The organism is Clavibacter sp. B3I6 (assembly GCF_030816895.1).
Taxonomy (GTDB): domain Bacteria; phylum Actinomycetota; class Actinomycetes; order Actinomycetales; family Microbacteriaceae; genus Clavibacter.
The window spans coordinates 2,584,637-2,608,129 of record NZ_JAUSYL010000001.1; the positions used below are offsets into that span (position 1 = coordinate 2,584,637).

The 23,493-nt window shown below is 73.0% G+C and carries 25 protein-coding genes; 23 read left to right on the forward strand and 2 right to left on the reverse strand.

Translation table 11 applies throughout. From position 1 onward, the window contains the following. Positions 1-13 precede the first annotated feature (13 nt). The 13 genes from QFZ62_RS12600 (at position 14) to glmM (ending at position 9,749) form a co-directional block, all read left to right on the forward strand. Positions 14-451 (forward strand): PTS sugar transporter subunit IIA, encoded by a 438-nt coding sequence (locus tag QFZ62_RS12600; RefSeq protein WP_307506273.1) that lies wholly within the window; start codon positions 14-16, stop codon positions 449-451. After that, positions 448-1,623, forward strand: coding sequence for a mannitol-1-phosphate 5-dehydrogenase (locus QFZ62_RS12605; protein ID WP_307506276.1), 1,176 nt, complete (start codon positions 448-450; stop codon positions 1,621-1,623). The genes QFZ62_RS12600 and QFZ62_RS12605 overlap by 4 nt, the downstream gene beginning before the upstream one ends. A gap of 231 nt (positions 1,624-1,854) precedes the next feature. Further along, positions 1,855-2,076 carry a translation initiation factor IF-1 gene (gene infA, locus QFZ62_RS12610; protein WP_012039277.1) on the forward strand — a complete coding sequence of 74 codons (222 nt, stop codon included), beginning with the start codon at positions 1,855-1,857 and terminating at the stop codon, positions 2,074-2,076. 70 nt (positions 2,077-2,146) lie between these two features. After that, positions 2,147-2,260: a 50S ribosomal protein L36 gene (gene rpmJ, locus QFZ62_RS12615; RefSeq protein WP_043668846.1), complete on the forward strand. Its 114-nt coding sequence runs from the start codon at positions 2,147-2,149 to the stop codon at positions 2,258-2,260. Between the two features lie 155 nt (positions 2,261-2,415). Further along, positions 2,416-2,790 carry a 30S ribosomal protein S13 gene (gene rpsM / locus QFZ62_RS12620; protein WP_015491172.1) on the forward strand — a complete coding sequence of 125 codons (375 nt, stop codon included), beginning with the start codon at positions 2,416-2,418 and terminating at the stop codon, positions 2,788-2,790. A 45-nt stretch (positions 2,791-2,835) separates the two neighbouring features. Beyond that, a complete protein-coding gene (gene rpsK / locus QFZ62_RS12625; RefSeq protein ID WP_012039274.1) occupies positions 2,836-3,234 on the forward strand; it encodes a 30S ribosomal protein S11 in 399 nt (132 codons plus the stop codon). A gap of 163 nt (positions 3,235-3,397) precedes the next feature. After that, on the forward strand, positions 3,398-4,393 hold the full coding sequence (locus tag QFZ62_RS12630; RefSeq protein ID WP_043668849.1) for a DNA-directed RNA polymerase subunit alpha: 996 nt from the start codon (positions 3,398-3,400) through the stop codon (positions 4,391-4,393). Positions 4,394-4,444: 51 nt separating this feature from the next. After that, complete coding sequence (gene rplQ, locus QFZ62_RS12635) at positions 4,445-5,014, forward strand: 50S ribosomal protein L17 (RefSeq protein WP_307506280.1); 570 nt, start codon at positions 4,445-4,447, stop codon at positions 5,012-5,014. Between the two features lie 116 nt (positions 5,015-5,130). Continuing rightward, the gene (locus QFZ62_RS12640) at positions 5,131-6,222 is read left to right on the forward strand and encodes a GNAT family N-acetyltransferase (protein WP_307506281.1); all 1,092 of its coding nucleotides are present in this window, start codon (positions 5,131-5,133) and stop codon (positions 6,220-6,222) included. A gap of 30 nt (positions 6,223-6,252) precedes the next feature. Continuing rightward, positions 6,253-7,242: a tRNA pseudouridine(38-40) synthase TruA gene (gene truA, locus QFZ62_RS12645; RefSeq protein ID WP_307506283.1), complete on the forward strand. Its 990-nt coding sequence runs from the start codon at positions 6,253-6,255 to the stop codon at positions 7,240-7,242. 151 nt (positions 7,243-7,393) lie between these two features. Then, on the forward strand, positions 7,394-7,840 hold the full coding sequence (gene rplM, locus QFZ62_RS12650; RefSeq protein ID WP_043668861.1) for a 50S ribosomal protein L13: 447 nt from the start codon (positions 7,394-7,396) through the stop codon (positions 7,838-7,840). Between the two features lie 50 nt (positions 7,841-7,890). Further along, on the forward strand, positions 7,891-8,376 hold the full coding sequence (gene rpsI, locus QFZ62_RS12655) for a 30S ribosomal protein S9 (RefSeq protein ID WP_043668864.1): 486 nt from the start codon (positions 7,891-7,893) through the stop codon (positions 8,374-8,376). A gap of 23 nt (positions 8,377-8,399) precedes the next feature. Continuing rightward, positions 8,400-9,749, forward strand: coding sequence for a phosphoglucosamine mutase (glmM, locus tag QFZ62_RS12660; protein ID WP_307506285.1), 1,350 nt, complete (start codon positions 8,400-8,402; stop codon positions 9,747-9,749). A gap of 32 nt (positions 9,750-9,781) precedes the next feature. Here glmM and coaA read toward each other — a convergent pair whose 3' ends face one another. Beyond that, positions 9,782-10,741: a type I pantothenate kinase gene (coaA, locus tag QFZ62_RS12665; protein ID WP_307506287.1), complete on the reverse strand. Its 960-nt coding sequence runs from the start codon at positions 10,739-10,741 to the stop codon at positions 9,782-9,784. Between the two features lie 202 nt (positions 10,742-10,943). Between coaA and glmS the strand changes: the two genes are divergently transcribed. The 7 genes from glmS to QFZ62_RS12700 all read left to right on the forward strand — a co-directional run bounded on the left by glmS (position 10,944) and on the right by QFZ62_RS12700 (position 18,807). Further along, positions 10,944-12,794, forward strand: a complete 1,851-nt coding sequence (gene glmS / locus QFZ62_RS12670; protein WP_307506289.1) for a glutamine--fructose-6-phosphate transaminase (isomerizing) — start codon at positions 10,944-10,946, stop codon at positions 12,792-12,794. Between the two features lie 10 nt (positions 12,795-12,804). Then, positions 12,805-13,164 carry a holo-ACP synthase gene (locus QFZ62_RS12675; protein ID WP_307506291.1) on the forward strand — a complete coding sequence of 120 codons (360 nt, stop codon included), beginning with the start codon at positions 12,805-12,807 and terminating at the stop codon, positions 13,162-13,164. Then, positions 13,161-14,318 carry an alanine racemase gene (alr, locus tag QFZ62_RS12680; protein ID WP_307506293.1) on the forward strand — a complete coding sequence of 386 codons (1,158 nt, stop codon included), beginning with the start codon at positions 13,161-13,163 and terminating at the stop codon, positions 14,316-14,318. Before QFZ62_RS12675 ends, alr (QFZ62_RS12680) begins: the two co-directional genes overlap by 4 nt. Further along, entirely contained in the window at positions 14,315-16,030 is a 1,716-nt protein-coding gene (alr, locus tag QFZ62_RS12685) for an alanine racemase (RefSeq protein WP_307506295.1), read from the forward strand. The genes alr (QFZ62_RS12680) and alr (QFZ62_RS12685) overlap by 4 nt, the downstream gene beginning before the upstream one ends. A gap of 9 nt (positions 16,031-16,039) precedes the next feature. Then, entirely contained in the window at positions 16,040-16,657 is a 618-nt protein-coding gene (gene tsaB / locus QFZ62_RS12690) for a tRNA (adenosine(37)-N6)-threonylcarbamoyltransferase complex dimerization subunit type 1 TsaB (RefSeq protein WP_307506297.1), read from the forward strand. Beyond that, entirely contained in the window at positions 16,654-18,267 is a 1,614-nt protein-coding gene (tsaD, locus tag QFZ62_RS12695; RefSeq protein ID WP_307506299.1) for a tRNA (adenosine(37)-N6)-threonylcarbamoyltransferase complex transferase subunit TsaD, read from the forward strand. The genes tsaB and tsaD overlap by 4 nt, the downstream gene beginning before the upstream one ends. Before the next feature lie 114 nt (positions 18,268-18,381). Further along, on the forward strand, positions 18,382-18,807 hold the full coding sequence (locus QFZ62_RS12700; protein WP_307506301.1) for a DUF4190 domain-containing protein: 426 nt from the start codon (positions 18,382-18,384) through the stop codon (positions 18,805-18,807). 82 nt (positions 18,808-18,889) lie between these two features. On the opposite strand, the gene QFZ62_RS12705 is transcribed toward QFZ62_RS12700, so the two are convergent. After that, positions 18,890-20,092 (reverse strand): class I SAM-dependent methyltransferase, encoded by a 1,203-nt coding sequence (locus QFZ62_RS12705; protein WP_307506303.1) that lies wholly within the window; start codon positions 20,090-20,092, stop codon positions 18,890-18,892. Between the two features lie 144 nt (positions 20,093-20,236). On the opposite strand from QFZ62_RS12705, the gene groES reads away from it, so the two are divergent. From groES to QFZ62_RS12720, 3 genes are all read left to right on the forward strand, one after another. Next, a complete protein-coding gene (groES, locus tag QFZ62_RS12710; protein WP_012039257.1) occupies positions 20,237-20,533 on the forward strand; it encodes a co-chaperone GroES in 297 nt (98 codons plus the stop codon). 108 nt (positions 20,534-20,641) lie between these two features. Continuing rightward, on the forward strand, positions 20,642-21,595 hold the full coding sequence (gene rarD / locus QFZ62_RS12715) for an EamA family transporter RarD (RefSeq protein WP_307506305.1): 954 nt from the start codon (positions 20,642-20,644) through the stop codon (positions 21,593-21,595). A gap of 178 nt (positions 21,596-21,773) precedes the next feature. Next, entirely contained in the window at positions 21,774-23,063 is a 1,290-nt protein-coding gene (locus tag QFZ62_RS12720) for an ABC transporter substrate-binding protein (RefSeq protein WP_307506307.1), read from the forward strand. Positions 23,064-23,493: the final 430 nt, after the last annotated feature.

Here is a 23,493-nt window from a genome sequence, read left to right on the forward strand (position 1 = left end):
CGTCAGGAGCACCATGTCGAACGTCCTCGAACCCGCCCAGATCCGCGTCGGCGGCACCGCGTCCAGCGTGGAGGAGGCCATCGCCGAGGCGGCGGCCATCCTCGTCGCCGCGGGCGCCGTCACCCCCGAGTACGAGGGGTTCATGCTCGAGCGCGAGAAGAGCGTCTCGACCTACATGGGCAACCTGCTCGCGATCCCGCACGGCACCAACGAGGGCAAGGACACGATCCTCGACTCCGCCCTCTCCTTCGTCCGCTACGACGCCCCCCTCGACTGGGCGGGCAACGAGGTCCGCTTCGTGGTCGGCATCGCCGGCAAGGACAACGGGCACCTCGAGATCCTCAGCAAGATCGCCATCATCTTCAGCGACGACGACGAGGTGCAGAAGCTCCTCGACGCCTCCACCGCGGAGGAGCTCTACGCACTCCTGTCCGAGGTGAACGAGGCGTGAAGGCCGTCCACTTCGGCGCGGGCAACATCGGCCGCGGCTTCGTCGGCCTGATCCTGCACGAGGCCGGCTACGAGGTCGTCTTCGCCGACGTCAACGCCGAGCTCATCGGGCACCTCGACGCCGCCGAGTCCTACCGCGTCACCGAGGTCGGGCCCCACGCGCGCGACTGGACCGTCACCGGCTTCCGCGCGATCGACAGCGCGGCGGACGGCGAGTCCCTCATCCGGGAGATCGCCACCGCCGACATCGTCACCACCGCGGTGGGCCCGAACATCCTCCGCTTCGTCGCCCCGGCGATCGCCGCCGGCCTGCGCGCGCGCTCCGCCGACCTCGGCCCCGTCGCCGTCATGGCCTGCGAGAACGCGATCAACGCGACGGACACCCTGCGCGCCGAGATCGAGAAGGCCCTCGTCGAGGAGCCGGACGCCGTCGGCCGCGCGATCTTCGCCAACACGGCCGTCGACCGCATCGTGCCGAACCAGGACCCCGCCGCCGGCCTCGACGTCACCGTCGAGGACTTCTCGGAGTGGGTCGTGGAGCGCGGCCCGTTCGGCGACACCGTCCCCGAGATCGCCGGCGCCACGTTCGTCGACGACCTCGCGCCCTACATCGAGCGGAAGCTCTTCACGGTGAACACCGGGCACGCGACCGTGGCGTACCACGGCTACGCGCGCGGCGCCGTGAGCCAGTCGGACGCGATGGCGATCCCCGAGGTCGCCGACGAGGTCCGCCAGGTCCTCGAGGAGACGAGCGCGCTGCTCGTCGCCAAGCACGGCCTCGACGAGGCCGAGCAGGCGGCGTACCGCGAGAAGAACCTCGCGCGCTTCGCGAACGCGGCCCTCGCCGACACCGTCGAGCGCGTCGGCCGCCAGCCGCTCCGGAAGCTCTCCCGCGAGGAGCGCTTCGTCGGCCCCGCGTCGCAGCTCGCCGAGCGGGGCCTCCCGCACGACGCGCTCGTGCGGGCCATGGGCCAGGCGCTCCGCTTCGACCCCGCGGGCGACCCGCAGGCGCTCGAGCTGCAGGAGCTCCTCCAGACCGACACCGCGGCGGACCTCGTGCGCCGCGTCACCGGGCTCGACGACCAGCACCCGCTGACCGCCGACCTCGTCGCGCTCGTCGACGCGGCCCAGGCCGACCGCCGCAGCGCGCCCCGTCACCGCGCGGACCAGTAGGGCCACGCGCACGGGCCGGGCGGGCGACCGCCCGGCCCGTCGTGCGCTCCGCTAGCGCAGGATCCGCGGATCCTGCCGCGACACGCGGGGGGAATTGCGACACGCCCGGGGATGCCGTACTCTCGACCCTTGGTGCTCGGCCGCCTCCCGGCGTGCCATCGGCACCATGCGCGCTCCACCTGATGCGCATCCGCACGACCAGCAGACACCACCTCTAGCGACAGTGAGTATATGGCCAAGAAAGACGGCGTCATCGAGATCGAAGGCGGAGTTGTCGAAGCTCTGCCGAACGCGATGTTCCGCGTTGAGCTGAGCAACGGGCACAAGGTCCTCGCCCACATCTCGGGCAAGATGCGTCAGCACTACATCCGCATCCTCCCCGAGGACCGCGTGATCGTGGAGCTGAGCCCGTACGACCTCACGCGCGGCCGGATCGTCTACCGCTACAAGTAGGCCTGCTGCACAAGGAACGGCCCCGCAGCCGCGGGGTACGAGGCCAGCGAAGAACACATAAGGAAGCGTCATGAAGGTCAACCCGAGCGTCAAGCCGATCTGCGAGAAGTGCAAGGTCATCCGACGCAGCGGCAACGTCATGGTCATCTGCGAGAACCCGCGCCACAAGCAGCGCCAGGGCTGATCAGACCCATCGCACGGCACCACCCGCACCACCCATAAGAAGAACGACAGCAACGCCGGAAGCCGGGACCCGCGAGGGTCCGGGGGACACCATCGGTCGGAGGCCGGTGCACAGGCGCTGCTGCAGACCTCCACTCATCACCAGGAGAAGCCTCAATGGCACGTCTAGCAGGCGTCGACCTCCCGCGCGACAAGCGCGTCGAGATCGCACTCACGTACATCTACGGCGTCGGCCGCACCTCGAGCGTCAAGACCCTCGAGGACACCGGCATCGACAAGAACATCCGCGTCAAGGACCTGAGCGACGACCAGCTCATCGCCCTGCGCGACTACATCGACGGGAACTTCAAGGTGGAGGGCGACCTCCGCCGCGAGGTCGCCGCCGACATCCGCCGCAAGGTCGAGATCGGCAGCTACGAGGGCATCCGCCACCGCCGCGGCCTCCCTGTCCACGGGCAGCGCACGAAGACCAACGCTCGCACCCGCAAGGGCCCGAAGCGCACCGTAGCCGGCAAGAAGAAGGCGCGCTAGGCCATCGGCCAGCGCCCTCGCCACCCGTAGACACAGGAGATCTCAATGGCAGCACCCAAGTCGGCTGTTCGCAAGCCGCGCCGCAAGGACAAGAAGAACATCGCCGTGGGCCAGGCCCACATCAAGAGCACCTTCAACAACACGATCGTGTCGATCACCGACCCGACCGGCGCCGTCATCAGCTGGGCGTCCTCGGGCGTCGTCGGCTACAACGGCTCGCGCAAGTCGACGCCGTTCGCCGCGCAGCTCGCCGCCGAGTCGGCCGCCCGCCAGGCGCAGGAGCACGGCATGAAGAAGGTCGACGTGTTCGTCAAGGGACCCGGCTCCGGCCGCGAGACCGCGATCCGCTCGCTCCAGGCTGCCGGCCTCGAGGTGGGCTCGATCAACGACGTCACCCCGCAGGCGCACAACGGCTGCCGCCCGCCCAAGCGCCGCCGCGTCTAGCTCGCGCTGATCGGCCGCTGCCGTCCCGCTCCGTCAGGAGGGGGACGGCGTCGGCCGATCCGCCGTGTGTCCGTTCGACCAATCCACCACCCGCCCGGGCCGCCATCCGGGGGGCATCGCAGGCCGTCATATAGCGGACGCCTCGCCGAAAGGAAACAACACAGTGCTCATTGCGCAGCGCCCCACCCTCACCGAGGAGCAGATCTCGGAGTTCCGCTCGCGGTTCGTCATCGAGCCGCTCGAGCCCGGCTTCGGCTACACGCTCGGCAACTCCCTCCGCCGCACGCTCCTCTCGTCCATCCCCGGCGCGGCCGTCACCAGCATCCGCATCGACGGCGTGCTGCACGAGTTCAGCACCGTCCCCGGCGTGAAGGAGGACGTGACCGAGATCATCCTCAACATCAAGGGCCTCGTCGTCTCCAGCGAGCACGACGAGCCCATCACCGCCTACCTGCGCAAGCAGGGTGCGGGCCAGGTCACGGCCGCCGACATCTCCGCTCCCGCGGGCGTCGAGATCCACAACCCCGAGCTCGTCATCGCCACGCTCAACGAGAAGGCGAAGTTCGAGCTGGAGCTGACCATCGAGCGCGGCCGCGGCTACGTCTCCGCGACCCAGAACCGCAGCGAGTTCAGCGAGGCCGGCCAGATCCCGGTCGACTCGATCTACTCGCCCGTGCTCAAGGTCACCTACCGTGTCGAGGCCACCCGTGCCGGCGAGCGCACCGACTTCGACCGCCTCGTGGTCGACGTCGAGACCAAGTCGGCCATCACGCCGCGCGACGCCATCGCGTCGGCCGGCCGCACGCTGACCGAGCTCTTCGGCCTGGCGCGCGAGCTCAACACCGCCGCCGAGGGCATCGAGATCGGCCCCGCGCCGGTCGACGCGGTCCTCAGCTCCGAGCTGTCGATGCCCATCGAGGACCTCGACCTGTCGGTGCGGTCGTACAACTGCCTCAAGCGCGAGGGCATCAACAACGTCAGCGAGCTCGTCGCCCTCTCGGAGACGCAGCTCATGAACATCCGCAACTTCGGTCAGAAGTCGGTGGATGAGGTCAAGGACAAGCTGGTCGAGCTGGGTCTGTCGCTGAAGGACGCCGTCCCCGGCTTCGACGGCGCGCACTACTACAGCTACGACGAGGACGAGACCACCACCAACTGACCCGTCCGGCCTCGGCCCGACTTCCTTTCGACCACTACGGAGACATAGACCATGCCCAAGCCCACCAAGGGTCCCCGCCTCGGAGGCGGCCCGGCGCACGAGCGCCTCATGCTCGCGAACCTCGCCCAGAGCCTCTTCGAGCACAAGTCCATCAAGACGACCGAGACGAAGGCCAAGCGCCTGCGTCCCGTCGCCGAGCGCCTGGTCACCTTCGCGAAGCGCGGGGACCTGCACGCCCGTCGCCGCGTCATGGGGATCATCCCCTCGAAGAGCGTCGTCCACGAGCTCTTCACGGAGATCGCGCCCCTCGTCGCCGAGCGTGACGGCGGCTACACCCGCATCACGAAGCTCGGCTTCCGCAAGGGCGACAACGCCCCCATGGTGCAGATCGAGCTCGTGCTCGAGCCCGTGACCCCGAAGGTCCGCTCCACGCGCACCGCGACCACGACGGCTCCGGCCGCCGCGGCCCCGGTCGCCGAGGCGCCCGCCGAGGACGAGACGACCGACGTGCCCGTCGAGGGCACCGACGCCGTCGAGCACACCGACGCGACCCCCGCGGAGGCGACCGACGAGGCCGCCGCCGAGGTCGAGGCCGACGCCGCGGAGAAGTCCGACAAGTAGCACCCGCACCACCCGAGAGCCCCCGCCGCCCTGCGCGTCGGGGGCTCTCGCGCGTCCGGGCCGCATCGCGCGCCCGGGCACGGCAGGGGGAGGACGAGCCCCGGTACCCTGGATGGATGACCGACAGCAGCCCGACCATGCCGGACGATCCCGCCTCCACCGCCCCCGTGCCGCTGCCCGAGGGGCCCGACGGGATCACCTGGCGCGCCATGTCCCCGGACGACGTGGACGCTCTCGTGGAGCTGCAGAGCGCCATCGCCGACGCCGACCACCCCGAGTACCGGGCCGCGCGCGAGGAGATCGAGATGGCTCTCGGCTTCTCCTACGTCGACGTGGCGCGCGACGGCATCGTGGCGGTCGACGCCGACGGTCGCCTCGCCGCGGAGGGCCACGCGATCGTGAAGCCCGACGACGAGTCCGTCGTCCGCGCCGACATCTCGGGCGGCGTCCGGCCCGACCTCCGCCGCACCGGCATCGGAGCCCGCCTCCTCGACTGGCAGATCGCCCGCGCCACCGCGAAGCTCGCGACCGCGCAGGCCGCCGAGCACGTCGAGGGCCCCGTCCCCACGCGCATGACCACCGAGACGCAGGCCGACTCCCCGGGCGCCGCCGCTCTGCTCGAGTCGCGCGGCTTCACGCCGAGCCGGTACTTCATCGAGATGCACCGGGACCTCGCCGCCGACCTCCCCGACGTGCCCGTCCCGGAGGGGCTGCGCCTCGTCCCCGTGACGCGGGAGTGGTGGGAGCGCACCCGGCAGGCCAAGAACGAGGTGTTCCGCGACCACTGGGGATCCGAGCCGGTCAGCGCCGAGCGGTGGGACGCGTTCCTGTCGCTGCCGACCGCACGCGGCGACCTGTCCGTCATCGCGGTCACGGGCGACGACGAGGACGCGGTCGTCGCGGGCTTCGCCATGGCCGAGGTCTACCCGGACCACTGGGAGGCCGCGGGCTACACCTCGGCCTACATCGGCCTCGTGGGCGTGCGCCGCGAGTTCCGCGGTCGCCGGCTCGCGCAGGCGCTCCTGTCGGCGTCGCTCGCGGGCTTCCGCGGCGAGGGCCTCCAGCGCGCGGTGCTCGACGTCGACTCCGACAGCCCCACCGGCGCGCTCGACCTCTACGAGCACCTCGGCTTCACCCAGGCCAGCCGCTCCGCCGTGTACGAGCGCGAGGTCGGCACGACCCGTCCGCGGTCGACACCGGAGCGATGAGCGGATCCGCCCGATGAGCGGATCCGCCCCATGAGCGGGGACGGCGGCGCGCGCGTCCGCCTCGACGTCGCCTACGACGGCACCGGCTTCGCGGGCTGGGCGAAGCAGCCCGGCCTGCGCACGGTGCAGGGCGCCCTCGAGGACGCCCTCGCGCAGCTGCTCGCCCGCACCCCGCCCGCTCCGGCCCTGGTCGTCGCGGGGCGCACGGACGCGGGCGTGCACGCGACCGGGCAGGTCGCGCACCTGGACCTCTCGGACGCGCAGGTCGCATCCCTCGACCGTCCGCCCCGGGGCCGCGCCGCGGAGGCCGCCGAGGGGCAGGGGCCGCACGAGCCCTCCCTGGGGCGCGCAGCCCCCGCCCTGGCCCGCCGGCTGAACGGCGTCCTCGGCGCGCGCTCCGACGTGGTGGTCCTCGCGTGCGCCCCCGCGCCCGCCGGCTTCGACGCGCGCTTCTCCGCCACGTGGCGGGCGTACCGCTACCGGATCTCCGACGCGTCCGGCCCCCGCGACCCCCTGCAGCGGCACCGCACCGTCGAGGTCCCGGTGGAGCTCGACGCGGCCGTGCTGCGGGAGGCCGCCGACGCGCTGCTCGGCCTCCACGACTTCGCGGCGTACTGCAAGCCCCGGGAGGGCGCGTCCACCATCCGCACCCTTCAGGAGCTCACGTGGACGCGGACGCCCGACGGCGCCCTCGAGGCCGTGGTGCGCGCCGACGCGTTCTGCCACAGCATGGTGCGCGCGCTCGTCGGCGCGTGCGTCGCGGCGGCGTCCGGCCGCGTCGCGGTGGCCCGGCTCCGCGACCTGCTGGAGCTGCGCGAGCGCACGAGCGAGTTCACCGTGATGCCCGCCCGCGGGCTCGTGCTCGAGCGGGTGGGCTACCCGGCCGACGCCGACCTCGCGGCGCGGAACGAGATCACCCGCGCCCGACGCGGAGCGCACGAGGTCGACCCCGTGCGCGCGAGCGCCGACGCGGCCGCCCGCGACCTCGCGCGGCTCCACGACACGCCCGGGATTGCCTGATCCCCTCGGATCGCGTACTCTGAACCGGTTGTCTGCACGCCTGCGTGCGACGACGTACAAGGTTGAGCCCTCCACCGGATGCGTTCTCGTCAGAACGCCCACGGAGCGGGATCCACGACCATCTCACCTCGAAAAGAAGGCAGTCAGATCAATGACGCGCACCTATTCCCCCAAGGCCAGTGAGGTCCAGCACGACTGGGTCGTCATCGACGCCACGGACATCGTCCTCGGCCGTCTCGCCAGCCACGCCGCCGCGCTCCTGCGCGGCAAGCACAAGGCCACCTTCGCCCAGCACATGGACATGGGCGACTTCGTGATCATCGTCAACGCCGACAAGGTGGCGCTGACCGGTCAGAAGCTCGAGAAGAAGCTGGCATACCGCCACTCCGGCTACCCGGGCGGCCTCTCCTCGATGACCTACGTCGAGATGCTCGAGAAGCACCCCACGCGCGCGGTCGAGAAGGCCATCCGCGGCATGCTGCCGAAGAACTCGCTGGGTGCGGCGCAGCTGAAGAAGCTCAAGGTCTACGCGGGCCCCGAGCACCCCCACGCTGCTCAGCAGCCCACCCCGTACACCCTCGGCCAGGTCGCTCAGTAGCTCCGGCTGCCGACAGCGACGACCAAAGACCTCAGAAGGAATCGAACCCAGTGGCTCAGATCTCAGACTCCCTCGACGTGGCTCCCGAGAGCTTCTCGACCGAGACCCCGAACGAGGAGGCCCCCAAGGCCCCCCGCGCGGTCCTCAACGTGTCCGGCGGTGCCGTCGGACGACGCAAGCAGGCCATCGCCCGCGTGCGCCTCGTCCCCGGCTCCGGCTCGATCACGGTCAACGGCCGTGAGTTCGCGGACTACTTCCCCAACAAGCTGCACCAGCAGCTCGTCAACGACCCGTTCAAGGTCCTCGACCTCCTCGGCAGCTACGACGTCGTCGCGCGCATCTCCGGCGGTGGCCCCTCCGGCCAGGCCGGCGCGCTGCGTCTCGGCATCGCCCGCGCCCTCAACGAGATCGACGAGGAGAACAACCGCGCCACGCTGAAGAAGAACGGCTTCCTCAGCCGCGACGCGCGCGTCAAGGAGCGCAAGAAGGCCGGACTCAAGAAGGCCCGCAAGGCGCCCCAGTTCTCGAAGCGCTAAGGCGCTCGGGGACCCCGGCAGCCATGCCCCGGCTCTTCGGCACGGACGGCGTCCGCGGCCTCGCCAACGGCGAGACCATCACGGCGGACCTCGCCCTGCGCCTGGCCCAGGCCGCCGCGCACGTGCTCGGCCAGGACGCCCGGGACTCCGGGCGACGACCCATCGCGGTCGTCGCCCGGGATCCCCGGGTGTCCGGCGAGTTCATCGCGGCGGCCGTGGCCGCCGGCCTCGCGAGCTCCGGCGTCGACGTGTTCGACGCCGGGGTCATCCCGACGCCGGCCACGGCGTACCTCATCTCGGACTTCGACGCCGACTTCGGCGTCATGATCTCCGCGTCGCACAACCCCGCTCCCGACAACGGGATCAAGTTCTTCGCCGCAGGCGGACGGAAGCTCGCCGACGAGCTCGAGGACCGCATCGAGGCGCAGCTCCGCGAGCCCGTCCTGCTCCCCACGGGAGCCGACGTCGGCCGCATCCGCCGCTTCGCCGACGCCGAGGACCGCTACGTCCTCCACCTGCTCGGCACGCTGCAGCACCGCCTCGACGGGATCCACGTGGTCCTCGACTGCGCGCACGGCGCCGCCGCGGGCATCAGCCCCGAGGTCTTCACCGACGCGGGCGCCCGCGTCACCGTCATCGGCAACGACCCCGACGGCATGAACATCAACGACCGGGTCGGGTCCACGCACCTCGACCTGCTCGCCGAGGCCGTCCTCCGGCACGGCGCCGACGTCGGCATCGCGCACGACGGCGACGCGGACCGCTGCCTCGCCGTCGACCACACGGGCGCCATCATCGACGGCGACCAGATCATGGCCGTCCTCGCGCTCTCCATGGCCCGCCGCGGCCTGCTGGTCGACCGCACGCTCGTGGCCACCGTCATGAGCAACCTCGGCCTCCGCATCGCGATGGCCGAGAACGACATCACCGTGCTGCAGACGCGCGTCGGTGACCGCTACGTGCTCGAGGCCATGAACGAGGGCGGCTACTCCCTCGGCGGCGAGCAGTCCGGGCACCTCGTCATCGCGGAGCACGCGACGACCGGCGACGGGATCCTCACGGGGATCCAGCTGCTCGGCGAGATGGCCGCGACCGGGAAGAGCCTCCGGGAGCTCGCCTCGGTCATGACCGTGTACCCGCAGGTGATGATCAACGTCCGCGGCGTCGACCGCGAGCGCGTGGGCGACGACGCGGAGCTGAACGCCGCCGTCGCGCGCGCCGAGGCGGAGCTGGGCGACACCGGCCGCATCCTCATGCGCGCGTCGGGCACCGAGCCGATGATCCGCGTGATGGTCGAGGCCGCCGACCAGGCGACCGCCGAGCGGCACGCGCAGGAGCTGGCCGCGCTCGTCACGGAGCGCCTGGCGATCTAGCCCGATCGCCGGCGGCATCCCCGCCGCCGCCGTCAGAGCTTGCGCAGCAGGACGTTCGCGACCGAGTGGTCCGCGTCCTTGCGGAGCACGAGCGTGGCGCGCGAGCGGGTCGGCCGGATGTTCTGCTCGAGGTTCGGCTCGTTGATGCTCGACCAGATCCGCCGCGCGTGCGCCACCGCCTGCTCGCGGCTGAGGTCCGCGTAGCGGTGGAAGTAGGAGCGCGGGTTGCTGAACGCGCCCTGCTGCAGGCTCAGGAACCGCTCCTCGTACCACTGGGCGATGTCGTGCGTGCGGGCGTCCACGTAGATCGAGAAGTCGAAGAGGTCGCTGACCGCGAGCCCGGCGCCGGACGCGGCCGGCTGCAGCACGTTGAGGCCCTCGATGATGAGCACGTCCGGCTGACGGACGACGACCTCGGCGCCCGGCACGATGTCGTACGCGAGGTGCGAGTAGAACGGCGCCCGCACCTCGGGCACCCCGCTCTTGACCTGCGTGACGAACCGCAGGAGCGCGCGCCGGTCGTACGACTCCGGGAAGCCCTTGCGCTCCATGAGGCCGCGGCGCGCGAGCTCCGCGTTGGGGTGCAGGAAGCCGTCGGTGGTCACGAGCTCGACGCGCGGGGTGTCCTCCCAGCGGGCGAGCATCTCGCGGAGGAGCCGGGCGACGGTCGACTTGCCGACGGCCACGGATCCCGCGACGCCGATGATGAACGGCGTGCTCTTCGCCCGCTCGCCGAGGAACGCGCTCGTCTCCCGGTGCAGCTTCTTGGTGCCCGACACGTAGAGGTTGAGCAGCCGGCTGAGCGGGAGGTACACGTCGCCGACCTCGCGCATGTCCATCCGGTCGCCGATGCCGCGCAGCTGCACGAGCTCCGTCTCCCGGAGCGGCAGGCGGGTCGCGGGGGCGAGCGCCGCCCAGTCCGCGCGGGCGATCTCCACGAAGGGGGAGAGGCTGCCGTGGCTCGTCGGGTGTCCCGTCGCGGTGTCTGCCATGGCATCCCCATCCTACGGCGGGGCAGGCGGGCGGCCGGTGCCGCGCGGGTGCCGTCGCGCGCTCGCGACGCGCGGCGGGCGGGCGGCGGGAGGGCGGTGGGCAGGCGGCGGGAGGGCTGCGGCAGGGCGCCGCGCGGGCGGGGCGCGCCGCCGGGCCGGGCGCGCAGGGGAAGCCCCGCGCGGGCGGCTAAAGTGGTGCCCCATGTGCGGAATCGTGGGATACGTCGGTGAGTCCAAGAGCCTCGAGGTCCTCCTCGGGGGGCTGCGGAGGCTCGAGTACCGGGGATACGACTCCGCGGGCGTCGCCGTGCTCGACGAGGACGGGACGCTCGGCGTCCGCAAGCGCGCCGGCAAGCTCGACCGCCTGCTCGAGGACCTCGAGGCGTCTCCGCTGCCGAACGGATCCACCGGCATCGGCCACACCCGCTGGGCCACGCACGGCGGTCCCACCGACCGCAACGCGCACCCGCACCTCGGCGACGACGGCAAGCTCGCCCTCATCCACAACGGCATCATCGAGAACTTCGCGGAGCTCAAGGACGACCTCCTCGCGGACGGCTACACGTTCGACAGCGACACGGACACCGAGGTCGCCGCCCGCCTCCTCGGCCGCGAGTACGCCGTCACCCAGGACCTCGAGCAGGCGTTCCGCAACACCGTGAGCCGCCTCGAGGGCGCCTTCACGCTCCTCGCGGTGCACCGCGACCAGCCCGGCCTCGTGGTCGGCGCCCGCCGCAACTCCCCGCTCGTCATCGGCCTCGGCGACGGCGAGAACTTCCTCGGATCCGACGTCGCCGCGTTCGTGGAGTTCACGCGCCGCGCGGTCGCGATCGGCCAGGACCAGATGGTCGCCATCCGCCCCGACTCGGTCACCGTCACCGACTTCCACGGCGCGCCCGTCGAGACGCACGAGTTCGAGATCGCCTGGGACGCCTCGGCGTCCGAGAAGGGCGGCTGGTCGAGCTTCATGGCGAAGGAGATCAGCGAGGGCCCGGACGCGGTGGCGAACACGCTGCGCGGCCGCATCGTCGACGGCGTCGTCGTGCTGCCCGACCTCGACGCGATCGGCGAGGTCGACCTCGCGGACATCTCGCGCATCGTCATCGTCGCCTGCGGCACGGCCGCGTACTCCGGGATCCTCGGCAAGTACGCGATCGAGAAGTGGGCGCGCGTCCCCGTCGAGGTCGAGCTCGCCCACGAGTTCCGCTACCGCGACCCGGTGCTCGACGCGACCACGCTCGTCATCTCCATCAGCCAGTCCGGCGAGACCATGGACACGCTCCTCGCCGTCCGGTACGCCCGCGAGGCCGGCGCGCGCGTCCTCTCCATCTGCAACACGCAGGGCGCGACCATCCCGCGCGAGTCGGAGGCCGTCGTCTACACGCACGCGGGCCCCGAGGTCGCGGTCGCGTCCACCAAGGCGTTCGTCGCGCAGGTCGCGGCGCTGTACCTCTTCGGCCTGCACCTGGCGCGCATCCGCGGCACGCTCTCGGCCGACGAGATCGTCGTGAACACCGAGGAGCTGCTCGCCGTCCCGGAGAAGCTCCAGACCGTCGTGGAGCAGGGCGAGAGGATCAGCCAGCTCGCGAAGTGGATGGCGGACACCCGCGCGGTGCTCTTCCTCGGCCGCAACGTCGGCTTCCCGGTCGCGCTCGAGGGCGCGCTGAAGCTCAAGGAGCTCGCCTACATCCACGCGGAGGGCTTCGCCGCGGGCGAGCTCAAGCACGGGCCGATCGCGCTCATCGAGCCGGGCCAGCCCGTCTTCGTCATCGTGCCGAGCCCCGTGCACCAGCTCGCGCTGCACAAGAAGGTCATCTCCAACATCGAGGAGATCCGCGCGCGCGGCGCCCGGGTCATCGCGATCGCCGAGCAGGGCGACGCGTTCGTGCTGCCGCACGCGGACGAGGTCATCCCGATCCCGCTCGCCGCGCCGCTGTTCGAGCCGCTCCTCGCCGTCACGCCGCTGCAGATCTTCGCGATGGAGCTCGCGGCGGCCAAGGGCCTCGACGTCGACCAGCCGCGCAACCTCGCGAAGTCCGTCACCGTCGAGTGACCGCGGCGGCGTGATCAGGGGCATCGGCGTCGACGTGGTCGACGTGGCGCGCTTCGCCCGGAGCGCCGAGCGGACGCCGGGCCTCGTGCCGCGCCTGTTCGCGCCGGCGGAGCGGTCCCTGCCCGCGCGCTCTCTCGCGGCTCGGTTCGCCGCGAAGGAGGCGCTGATCAAGGCGCTCGGCGGTCCCGGCGGCATCAGCTGGCAGGACATGGAGGTCGTGCGGGACGCGCACGGCGACCCGTCGCTCGTGGTGCGCGGGGCCGTCGCGGCGGTCGCGGCCGAGCGGGGCGTGACGCGGATCCACCTGAGCATGAGCCACGACGCGGGGCTCGCGACCGCGTTCGTGGTCGCCGAGGGGGAGGACGCATGACCGACGAGACGACCGTCCAGCTCCCCGCCGCCCTCCGCCGGGAGGCGCGCATCGACACCGGGGCGATCTCGACGAACGTCCGCACCCTCCGGGCCGCGACGGGCGCGCCGCTCGTGATGGCGGTCGTCAAGGCCGACGGGTACGGGCACGGCGCGGTCGCGTCCGCGCGCGCCGCGCTCGCGGGCGGGGCCGACCGGCTCGGCGTGGTCGACATCCGCGAGGCGCTCGCGCTGCGGGCCGCAGGCGTGGAGGCGCCGATCCTCACCTGGATGCACGCGCCCGGCGCCGACTTCGCGACCGCTGTCGCGCACGGGATCGACCTCGGCCTCAGCAGCCTCCGCCAGGTGCGCGAGGCGGCGGAGGCCGCGCGCCGCGTCGGCCGGGCCGCCGACGTCCACCTCAAGGTCGACACCGGCCTCGGCCGCAACGGCGTGACCCCGGCGGAGTGGCCGGCCGTCGTGGCCGAGGTCGCCGCGCTGGTCGCGACGGGCGCGATCCGGCTCGGCGGCGTCTTCAGCCACCTCGCCAACGCCGGCCCGGACGAGGACGCCGCGCAGGTGCGCGCGTTCCACGCGGCCGTCGACGTGGTGCGGTCCGCGGGTCTCGAGCCCGGGATCCGGCACCTGGCCGCGACGGCAGGCGCCCTGCGCGTGCCGGAGGCCCGCCTCGACATGGTGCGCCTCGGCATCGGGATCTACGGGATCTCGCCGCTCGACGGCGTCACATCCGCCGACCTCGGCCTCGTGCCCGCGATGACCCTCGTCGGCAGCGTCGTCGCGGTCAAGCGCGTGCCCGCCGACACCGGCGTCTCGTACGGCTACACGTACCGCACCACCCGCGCCACGACCCTCGCGCTCGTCTCGCTGGGCTTCGCCGACGGCGTGCCGCGGCTCGCGAGCAACCGCGCGCCCGTCGCGATCCACGGCGCGCGCTTCCGGGTGAGCGGCCGGATCGCGATGGACCAGTTCGTGGTCGACGTGGGCGACGGCGCGGTCGACGGCCACCCGGTGGCGGTGGGCGACGACGCCGTGCTCTTCGGGGATCCCGCGACCGGCGCGCCCTCCGTGGAGGAGTGGGCCGAGGCGACCGGCACCATCGGCTACGAGATCGTCACGCGCGTCGCCGGCCGCGTGACCCGGAGGCACGTCCCATGACCGGTCCCGCCCACGCCGCCGGCCCGGCCGCGTCCGCTCCCGTCGGATCCGCGGCCGCCGCACCGGCGCCCGTCGCGCCCGGCCGCCGCGCCGTCGTCGACCTCGACGCGATCCGTCACAACGTCCGCGTGCTCGCCGCGCTCGCCGCCCCCGCCCGCACGATGGTCGCGGTCAAGGCCGACGCCTACGGCCACGGCGCCCTGCAGGTCGCCCGCGCCGCCCTCGAGGCCGGCGCCGAGAGCCTCGCGGTGCTCGACGTCGCGTCCGCGGTCGAGCTCCGTCGCGCCGGCATCGACGCCCGCCTGCTCGCCTGGCTGCACGGCGTCGACACCGACTTCCGCACGGCGGTCGAGGAGGGCATCGACCTCGGCGTCTCGGCGCCGTGGGAGCTGGAGCGCATCGCCGCCGCGGGCCGTGCCACGGGGATCCGGGCCCGCGTGCACCTCAAGGCCGACACGGGCCTCAGCCGCAACGGCGCCACCCCCGGGATGTGGCCCGACCTGGTGCGCGCCGCGGTCGCCGCCGACGCCGCGGGGGAGCTGACCCTGCACGCCCTCTGGTCGCACCTCGCCGACGCCTCGCCCGAGGACGACGACGCCGCGCTCGCCCGCTTCCACGAGGCCGTGCGCGTGGCCGAGGAGCTGGGGGCGCGCCCGGCCGAGAAGCACCTGGCCGCGAGCTCCGCGGGGATCCGCCTGCCCGCCGCGCACTTCGACATGGTGCGCTTCGGGATCGCCGTCTACGGCATCTCCCCGTTCGACGACCGCTCCGGCCGGGACCTCGGGCTCATCCCCGCCATGACGCTCGAGGCCGACGTCGTCTCGGTGAAGCGCGTCGAGGCGGGCCACGGCGTCTCGTACGGCCTCGACCACCGCACCGCCGGTCCGTCGACGCTCGCGCTCGTGCCGCTCGGCTACGCCGACGGGATCCCGCGCATCGCCGGCCCCCGCGCCTCCGTGCTGCTGAACGGCCGCCGCTTCCCGGTCGCCGGCCGCATCGCCATGGACCAGCTCGTGCTCGACGTCGGCGACCTGCCCGTCGAGGTCGGCGACACCGCGGTGATCCTCGGCCCGGGCGATCGCGGCGAGCCCACCGCGGAGGAGTGGGCCGGCTGGGCCGAGACCATCGGCGACGAGATCGTGACGCGCGTGGGGCCGCGGGTCGACCGGATCCACCTGCACGAGCGCGCGACCGCCGACGAGGCCGTCGCCGCCGACGAGGTCCTCTCCGACGAGCTCGTCCCCGTCGCCACCACGGACGACATGGAGGAGCTCGGCCGCGCCTTCGCCCGCGAGCTCGGCGCGGGCGACCTCGTCGTGCTCTCCGGTCCGCTCGGTGCCGGCAAGACCACGTTCACGCGCGGGCTCGGCGAGGGCCTGGGCGTCCGCGGGCCCGTCACGAGCCCCACCTTCGTGCTCGCGCGCACCCACCCGAGCCTCGTCGACGGCCCGCCGCTGGTGCACGTCGACGCGTACCGGCTCGCCGACGCCCGCGAGCTCGACGACCTCGACATCGACTTCGCCCGTTCTGTCGTCGTGGTCGAGTGGGGCCAGGGCAAGCTCGACGGCGTCGCGGACGCGTGGTGGGACCTCGCCATCGCCAGGCCCACGGGCGCGGGCGACGCGGATCCGCTCCCCGGCGACGAGGACGCCGCCCCCGAGGAGCCCCGCGCGGTCCGCGTCCGCCGCCTCCGCGCGCGCCCCCGCGCCTAGACTCGTCCAGTGCTCCTCGCGATCGACACCTCCGCCGGCACGGGCGTCGCCGTCATCGACCCCGACGGCCGCGTGCTCGCCGAGCGCCAGGAGGCCGACACGATGCGGCACGCCGAGGTCATCGGCACGCTGCTCGAGGACTGCCTCACCGCGTCCGGCGTCGAGCGCTGCGACATCCGCGCCGTCGTGGCGGGCATGGGCCCCGGACCCTTCACCGGCCTGCGCGTCGGCATCGCGGCGGCCCGGGTCCTCGCGACCGGCCTCGACGTCCGGGTGATCCCCGTGGTCAGCCATGACGCCCTCGCCTACGACCACTACGCGGCGGGCGGCACCGGATCCCTCGTCGTCGTCACCGACGCGCGCCGGCGCGAGCTGTACTGGTCCGTGTACCGCGCCCCCGAGCCGGGCGGCGTCGCCGAGCGCACGGCCGGCCCCGGACTCAGCAGGCCGGACGACGTGCCCGCCGCCGACCACCGCGTGGACGCCACCGCCGTGCGCGCGGCCTCGCTCGCGCAGGTCGCCCGCCGCATGGACGAGCTCGACCTCCCGTCCGCGGCCGACGAGGCGCTGTACCTCCGCTCGCCCGACGTCACGGTGTCGGCCGGACCGAAGCGGGTGACGGCGTGAGCGTCCTGTTCCGCCCCGCGGCGCTCGACGACCTCGGGGCGCTCATGCACCTGGAGACGACCACGTTCGTCAGCGACGCCTGGTCGCCCGACTCCATGCGCGGTGAGCTGACGACCCGGCACGGCTGGTACGTCGTCGCGGTCGACGGGTCCGACGGCCGGATCCTCGGCTACGCCGGCCTCTCCTGCCCGCGCGGCGCGCACGCCGCCGACGTGCAGACCATCGCGGTCGCCGAGGGGAGCCGCGGCCGCGGCATCGGCCGGGCCCTCCTCACCCGGCTCGTCGCGGAGGCGCACGCCCGCGGCGCCCGCGAGGTGCTGCTCGAGGTCCGCGACGACAACCCGGTGGCGCAGGCGCTCTACTCCTCGCTCGGCTTCGAGGCCATCGCCGTCCGCCCGCACTACTACCAGCCGGACGACGTCGACGCCGTGGTGATGCGCGTCGCCCTGGGGGAGGCGCCGCCCGAGGTCGCCGAGCCGCGGGACGGACCGCGCCCGGCCGACCCCGCCGCCGTCGACCCCGACCCCGGCGCCCCGGAGCGCTCGGCCGCCGACGCCGGCCCCCTCGTCCTCGGGATCGAGACCTCCTGCGACGAGACCGGCATCGGCATCGTGCGGGGCCAGACGCTCCTCGCCAACGTGATCTCCAGCTCCATGGAGGAGCACGCCCGCTACGGCGGCGTCGTGCCCGAGGTCGCCGCCCGGGCGCACCTCGAGGCGCTGACCCCCGCGATCGATGCCGCGCTCGCCGAGGCCGGCGTCGCCCTCCGCGACCTCGACGCCGTGGCCGTCACCGCGGGCCCCGGCCTCTCCGGTGCGCTCATGGTGGGCGTCGGCGCGGCCAAGGCGCTCGCCGTGGCCCTCGACGTCCCGCTGCACGGCGTGAACCACCTCGTGGGGCACGTCGGGGCGGACCTCCTCAGCACCGACGGCGGCCCCGGCCGCCCGCTCGAGACCCCGAGCATCGCGCTCCTCGTCTCCGGCGGCCACACCTCCCTGCTGCTCGTGCGCGACCTCGTCGACGACGTCGAGCTCCTCGGCGAGACCATCGACGACGCGGCGGGCGAGGCGTTCGACAAGGTCGCGCGCGTGCTCGGCCTGCCGTACCCCGGCGGCCCCCACATCGACCGGGTCGCGGCCGACGGCGACCCGAAGGCGATCCGCTTCCCCCGCGGCCTCAGCCTCCCGAAGGACATGGAGCGCCACCGCTACGACTTCTCCTTCTCCGGCCTCAAGACGGCGGTGGCCCGCTGGGTGGAGAAGCGCCAGGACGCCGGCGAGCCCGTCCCGGTGGCGGATGTCGCCGCGAGCTTCCGCGAGGCCGTCGTCGACGTGCTGCTCACCAAGGCCGTCGCCGCGTGCGTCGAGCACGGCGTGCCGCGCCTCCTGCTGGGCGGCGGCGTCGTCGCGAACGCGCGGGTGCGCGAGCTCGCGGCGGAGCGGTGCGCGGCCGCGGGCATCGAGCTGCGGATCCCGCCCCTGTCGCTCTGCACCGACAACGGCGCGATGATCGCGGCGCTCGGTGCCCGCCTCATCGTGTCCGGCCGAGCACCGTCGGGCCTCGCGTTCGGCGCCGACTCGACCCTGCCGGTCACCGTCGTCCAGGTCTGACCGCCGCCCGTCCCCGCGTCCCCGCTGAGCGGGACCCCCGTACGGGGCATTTCCGCGTGCCGCTGAATGCGGGACGCGCATCACGGTATGTTCCCAGGGACGAAAGGAACGACAATGACCGATCCGCAGAACCCGGACCGCTCCGCCCACGACTTCCCGCCCGCTCCCGGCCAGCCGTCCTACCCGGCGGCCCCCGCTGCCGGATCCGGCTCGCCCTACGCGGCGCCGTACCAGCCCGGCCAGGGCGGTGCTCCCAAGAAGGGCCTCGCCATCACCTCGATGGTGCTCGGCATCGTCTCGGTCGCGCTGTCGCTGTTCCTCTGGTTCCTCACGTTCTTCGTGGGCATCGCGGCGATCATCACGGGTGTCCTGGCGCGCAAGCGCAACCCGGAGGCCAAGGGCTTCGCGCTCACCGGCATCATCACCGGCGTCGTGGGCGTCCTCCTGAGCCTGCTCTTCGGCATCCTCGCGATCGCGGTCATCGGCGGCGCCCTGAGCACGGGCACCATCGACGGCACGCCCATCCCGACGGCTCCGTAGCACGCACCACCCGCACGACACGACGCGGCCGTCCCCTCGGGGCGGCCGCGTCGTCGCGTCCCGGCCCGCGGGCCGACCGGCCTCAGCCCGCGTCGACCCCGTGCCGGTCCGCGAGGATCGCCACGCGCCGGCCGCCCACGCGCGTCGCGATGAGCGTCGCCGACGCGTCGCCCTTCAGCTGCAGCCGCGTGCGCAGCCGCGCCGGATCGACGTCGACCCCGCGCTTCTTGATCTCGAGCGTCCCGATCCCGCGCGCCCGCAGCTCGCGCTTCAGGCGCTGCTCGTCGAGCGGCAGCACCTCGCGCACGCGGAACCCGCGCGCGAAGGGCGTCGCCTGCTCCCGGTCCGACGTGATCCACGCGATGCCCTCGCCGACCATGCGCCCGTCGAGCGACCGGGCCACGTCGCCGATGAGCCGCGCGCGGATCACCGCGCCGTCCGGCTCGTACAGGTGCGCGCCGAGCTCGCCGAGCTCCGCGTCCTCGCTGTCGGCGGCCGACGTGAGCTCCGCCTGCGACCCGCCGGCGATCACGAGCGCCGCCCGCCGCACGCCGTCGCGCCGCGTGGGCCCGAACCACAGGCCCATCTCCACCGCCTGCCCGTCGACGGACACCCACTGCGCCTCCGCCTCCTCGGGGATGAGGTCGCGGTCGAGCCCCGGCCCGAGCTTGATCCCGGCGGCCCGCCCCGCCGCGAGCGCGAACGCGGCGGAGAGGGTGGGAGAGTAGGCGTCCGGATCCGAGATGCGCCGGGTGGAGGAGTGCCCGTCGGTGCGCCGCGCCGGGTCGAGGTACACGCCGTCGACGCGGCCGGCGTCGAACGCCTCGGCCGTGCCCTGCTCGACCTCCGCCTCGGGGAAGGGCGCCAGGTTCCAGCCGGCGACCGCCGCCGTCACCTCGTCGCGCTCCACGGCCGTCACGCGGATCCCGATGGCCGCCATCGCCATGGCGTCCCCGCCGATCCCGCAGCCGAGGTCCGCGACGTGCGCGACGCCGGCCTGCTGGAAGCGGCCCGCGTGCTGCGCCGCGACGGCCAGCCGGGTCGCCTGCTCGAGCCCCGCCTCGGTGAAGAGCATGCGCTCGGCGAAGTCGCCGAACTTGACCCGCGCGCGGGCCCGCAGGCGGGCCTGCGTGAGCACCGCGCTGACGCGGGCGAGCGAGTGCCCCTCGGCCCGCAGCGCGCTGACGATCCGCACCATGTCGTCGCCCGGTCGGGGCTCAGGGAGGGAGTCGAGCAGGCGGAGCCCCTCGAGCGAGAGCACCTCGCGGAGGTCGGTCTGGTCCATCCGCCCACCGTACCGGGGCCGCTTCCCACGGATTGGCACTCGCGTTGCACGAGTGCAAGCCCAGCCCGTAGAATCTCACCTGGCACTCTCCCCCGGGGATTGCCAATCAGTCTTGTCCCGTATGTGAGAAGGAAGAGGTCAACCGTGTCGGTCTCCATCAAGCCGCTCGAGGATCGCATCGTCATCCAGCAGGTCGAAGCCGAGCAGACCACCGCGTCTGGTCTGGTCATCCCCGACACCGCCAAGGAGAAGCCCCAGGAGGGCGAGGTCGTGGCCGTGGGCCCCGGTCGCATCGACGACAACGGCAACCGCGTCCCGCTCGACGTCGCCGTGGGCGACAAGGTCATCTACTCCAAGTACGGCGGAACCGAGGTCAAGTACGACGGCCAGGACCTCCTCGTCCTCTCCGCGCGCGACGTCCTCGCCGTCATCGAGCGCTGACGCTCGTCGCGTAGCGACACCGCACCACCCGGGAGCCCGGCCGACGCGTTCGGCCGGGCTCCCGTGCGTCCGGGAGGGCGCCGTCCGCCGCGGGGCTAGCCTCGGGAGGTGACGCACCCCGCCCCGGAGCCCTCGACCCGCACCGGCCTCCTCGCCGCCGTGAGCGCGTACGGCCTGTGGGGCGTGCTCCCCGTCTTCTTCCTCCTGCTCGTCCCGGCCGGGGCGTTCGAGATCGTCGGCTGGCGCATCCTCTTCTCGCTCGTCGTCTGCGCCGTCGTCATCACGGTCGCCCGCCGCTGGTCGCACGTGGCCGCCATCGTGCGGAGGCCGCGGATCCTCCTCGGCCTCGGGCTCGCCGGCCACCTGATCCTCGTCAACTGGACCGTCTACGTGTACGGCACGCTCTCCGGCCGCGTCGTCGAGACGGCGCTCGGCTACTTCATCAACCCGATCGTCACCGTGCTCCTCGGCGTGATCCTGCTGCGGGAGCGCCTGCGGCCCCTGCAGTGGACGGCCGTCGGGCTGAGCGCCGTCGCGGTCGCCGTCATCGCGATCGGCTACGGCCAGCTGCCGTGGGTCTCGCTGGCGCTCGCCGGGTCCTTCGGCCTCTACGGCCTGGTGAAGAAGCGCGTGAGCGGCGGGGCGGACGCGCTCTCGGGCCTGGCGCTCGAGACCGCCTGGCTCGTGCCGGCCGCCACGGCCATGCTCGTGATCACCGGAGCGGGAGCGGGCCTCACGATCGGCACGGTCTCGCTCGGGCACACCCTCCTCCTGGTGAGCACCGGCGTCGTGACCGCGGGACCGCTCCTCCTGTTCGGCTTTGCCGCGGGCCGCCTGCCGCTCTCGGTGATCGGCCTCACCCAGTACCTGGCGCCGCTCCTGCAGTTCGCCTTCGGCGTCTTCGTGATGCACGAGGCCATGCCGCCGGAGCGCTGGGCGGGATTCGCGATCGTCTGGGCGGCCCTCGTGCTGCTCACGATCGACATGCTCCGCACGGCCCGCCGCCCGGCGGCGCCCCGGGTGCCCATGCAGAGGGAACCGGCGGTCGTCGACGGCATCTGATGCGGATCCCGTCGCGCATTCCCCGAAAGGTAACGATCGGGTCGCGTTACACGCTGGAAATGCCGATGCATTGTGTCCGTCTCACGCGCACCCTAGGGTCGCACCAGGCGAGGCGCGCATTCGCGTGCCTCATGCACCACATTCCCGAGCATCACCACACACATCCATAAGGAGCACCATGAGCGCATTCGGCAGGGCTTCGGCCTCCCGCTCACGATCCGCCCGCACCGCCCTCAGCGCCGTCACCGTCGCGGTGGCCGGCGCCCTCGTCCTGGCCGGCTGCTCCGGCGGCGGCGACGCCGGAGGCACCGGAGGAGGCACGGCCGACGGCGGCCTGGACCTCAAGATCGGCACGATCCTCCCGCAGACCGGTTCGCTGGCCGTCCTCGGCCCGCCCGAGTTCGCCGGCGTGCACCTCGCCGAGCAGGAGATCAACGACGCGAAGGCCGGCATCACGGTCACCGTGACCGACAAGGACTCGGGCGACACCACCACCGACATCGCGAGCCAGTCCGCCACGTCGCTCATCGCGGACGGCAACAGCGCCATCCTCGGTGCCGCGTCCTCCGGCGTCTCGAAGACCTTCATCGACCAGGTCACGCAGGCCGGCGTCGTGCAGCTGTCGCCGGCGAACACCTCGCCCGACTTCACGACCTACGAGGACGACGGCTACTACTGGCGCACCGCCCCCTCGGACGTGCTCCAGGGCCGCATCCTCGGCAACAAGATCCTCCAGGACGGCAAGACCAACGTCTCGATCCTCTACATGAACGACGCGTACGGCACCGGCCTCCGCGAGAACATCAAGAAGACGCTCGAGGAGGGCGGCGCCACCATCGCCGCCGAGTCGGTCTTCGAGCCGTCCGCCACGGACTTCAACAGCGCCATCACGTCGGTGCTCGCCCCGAACCCCGACGCGCTCGTGGTCATCTCGTTCGACGAGATCAAGACGATCGCCGACCAGCTCGCGTCCAAGGGCTTCGACTTCGCGAACTTCTACGGCACGGACGGCAACTACGGCGTCATCAAGGAGACCGACACCAACGTCGACATCGCGGGCGCGCAGTTCACGAACCCCGGCGTCGAGGCCAAGGAGGACTTCCAGGGTCGTCTGCAGGACATGGTCAAGGCCGACGGCGACCCCGAGCTGACCGTGTTCAGCTACGCCGCCGAGTCCTACGACGGCACGACGCTCCTCGCCCTCGCCGCCCTCCAGGGCGGTGCGACCGACGGCGCCACGCTGAAGGAGAACCTGCAGTCCGTCTCCGAGGGCGGCACCAAGTGCGAGTCCTTCGCCGACTGCGCGAAGCTCATCGAGGACGGCGAGGACGTCGACTACGACGGCATCTCCGGCCCCATCACGTGGGATGAGAACGGCGACCCGACCGAGGCGTACGTCTCCGTCTACAAGTACACCGAGGGCAACGTCCAGACCTTCTCCGAGCAGGTCTACGGCAAGCTCGACTAGCACCGCACCACGCACGTCCCGAGGGGCCCGGTCCGCATGGACCGGGCCCCTTCGGCGTGCCCGGGCGGCCGTCGCCGCGCGGCGTGGGAGCTCGGATCCGACTGGGTCGCGACGCACGCATGCCCGAGGCGCGGGACGGCGTCCTGGCGGCCGGTGGAGCGGCGACGGAGTCCTCCTGCGCCGGCTGCCCCGACCCCGGTCCGCGCCGCCCTGCGCCGATTGGGCGGGGTCATCGCCGAGGACCTGCCGCAGCGCCGTCAGGGCGTCAGGGCGTCAGGGGAGGGCTGCCGTGCACGGATCCCGACCCGGACCGCGGCGCGCCTCCATGAGGGCGCGGGCGACGCGGGCGGCGCCCGTCATCATCCGGGTCCCCGCCGCCCGGTCATGCCCCGCACACGACGACGCGGCACCCCCGGAGGGATGCCGCGTC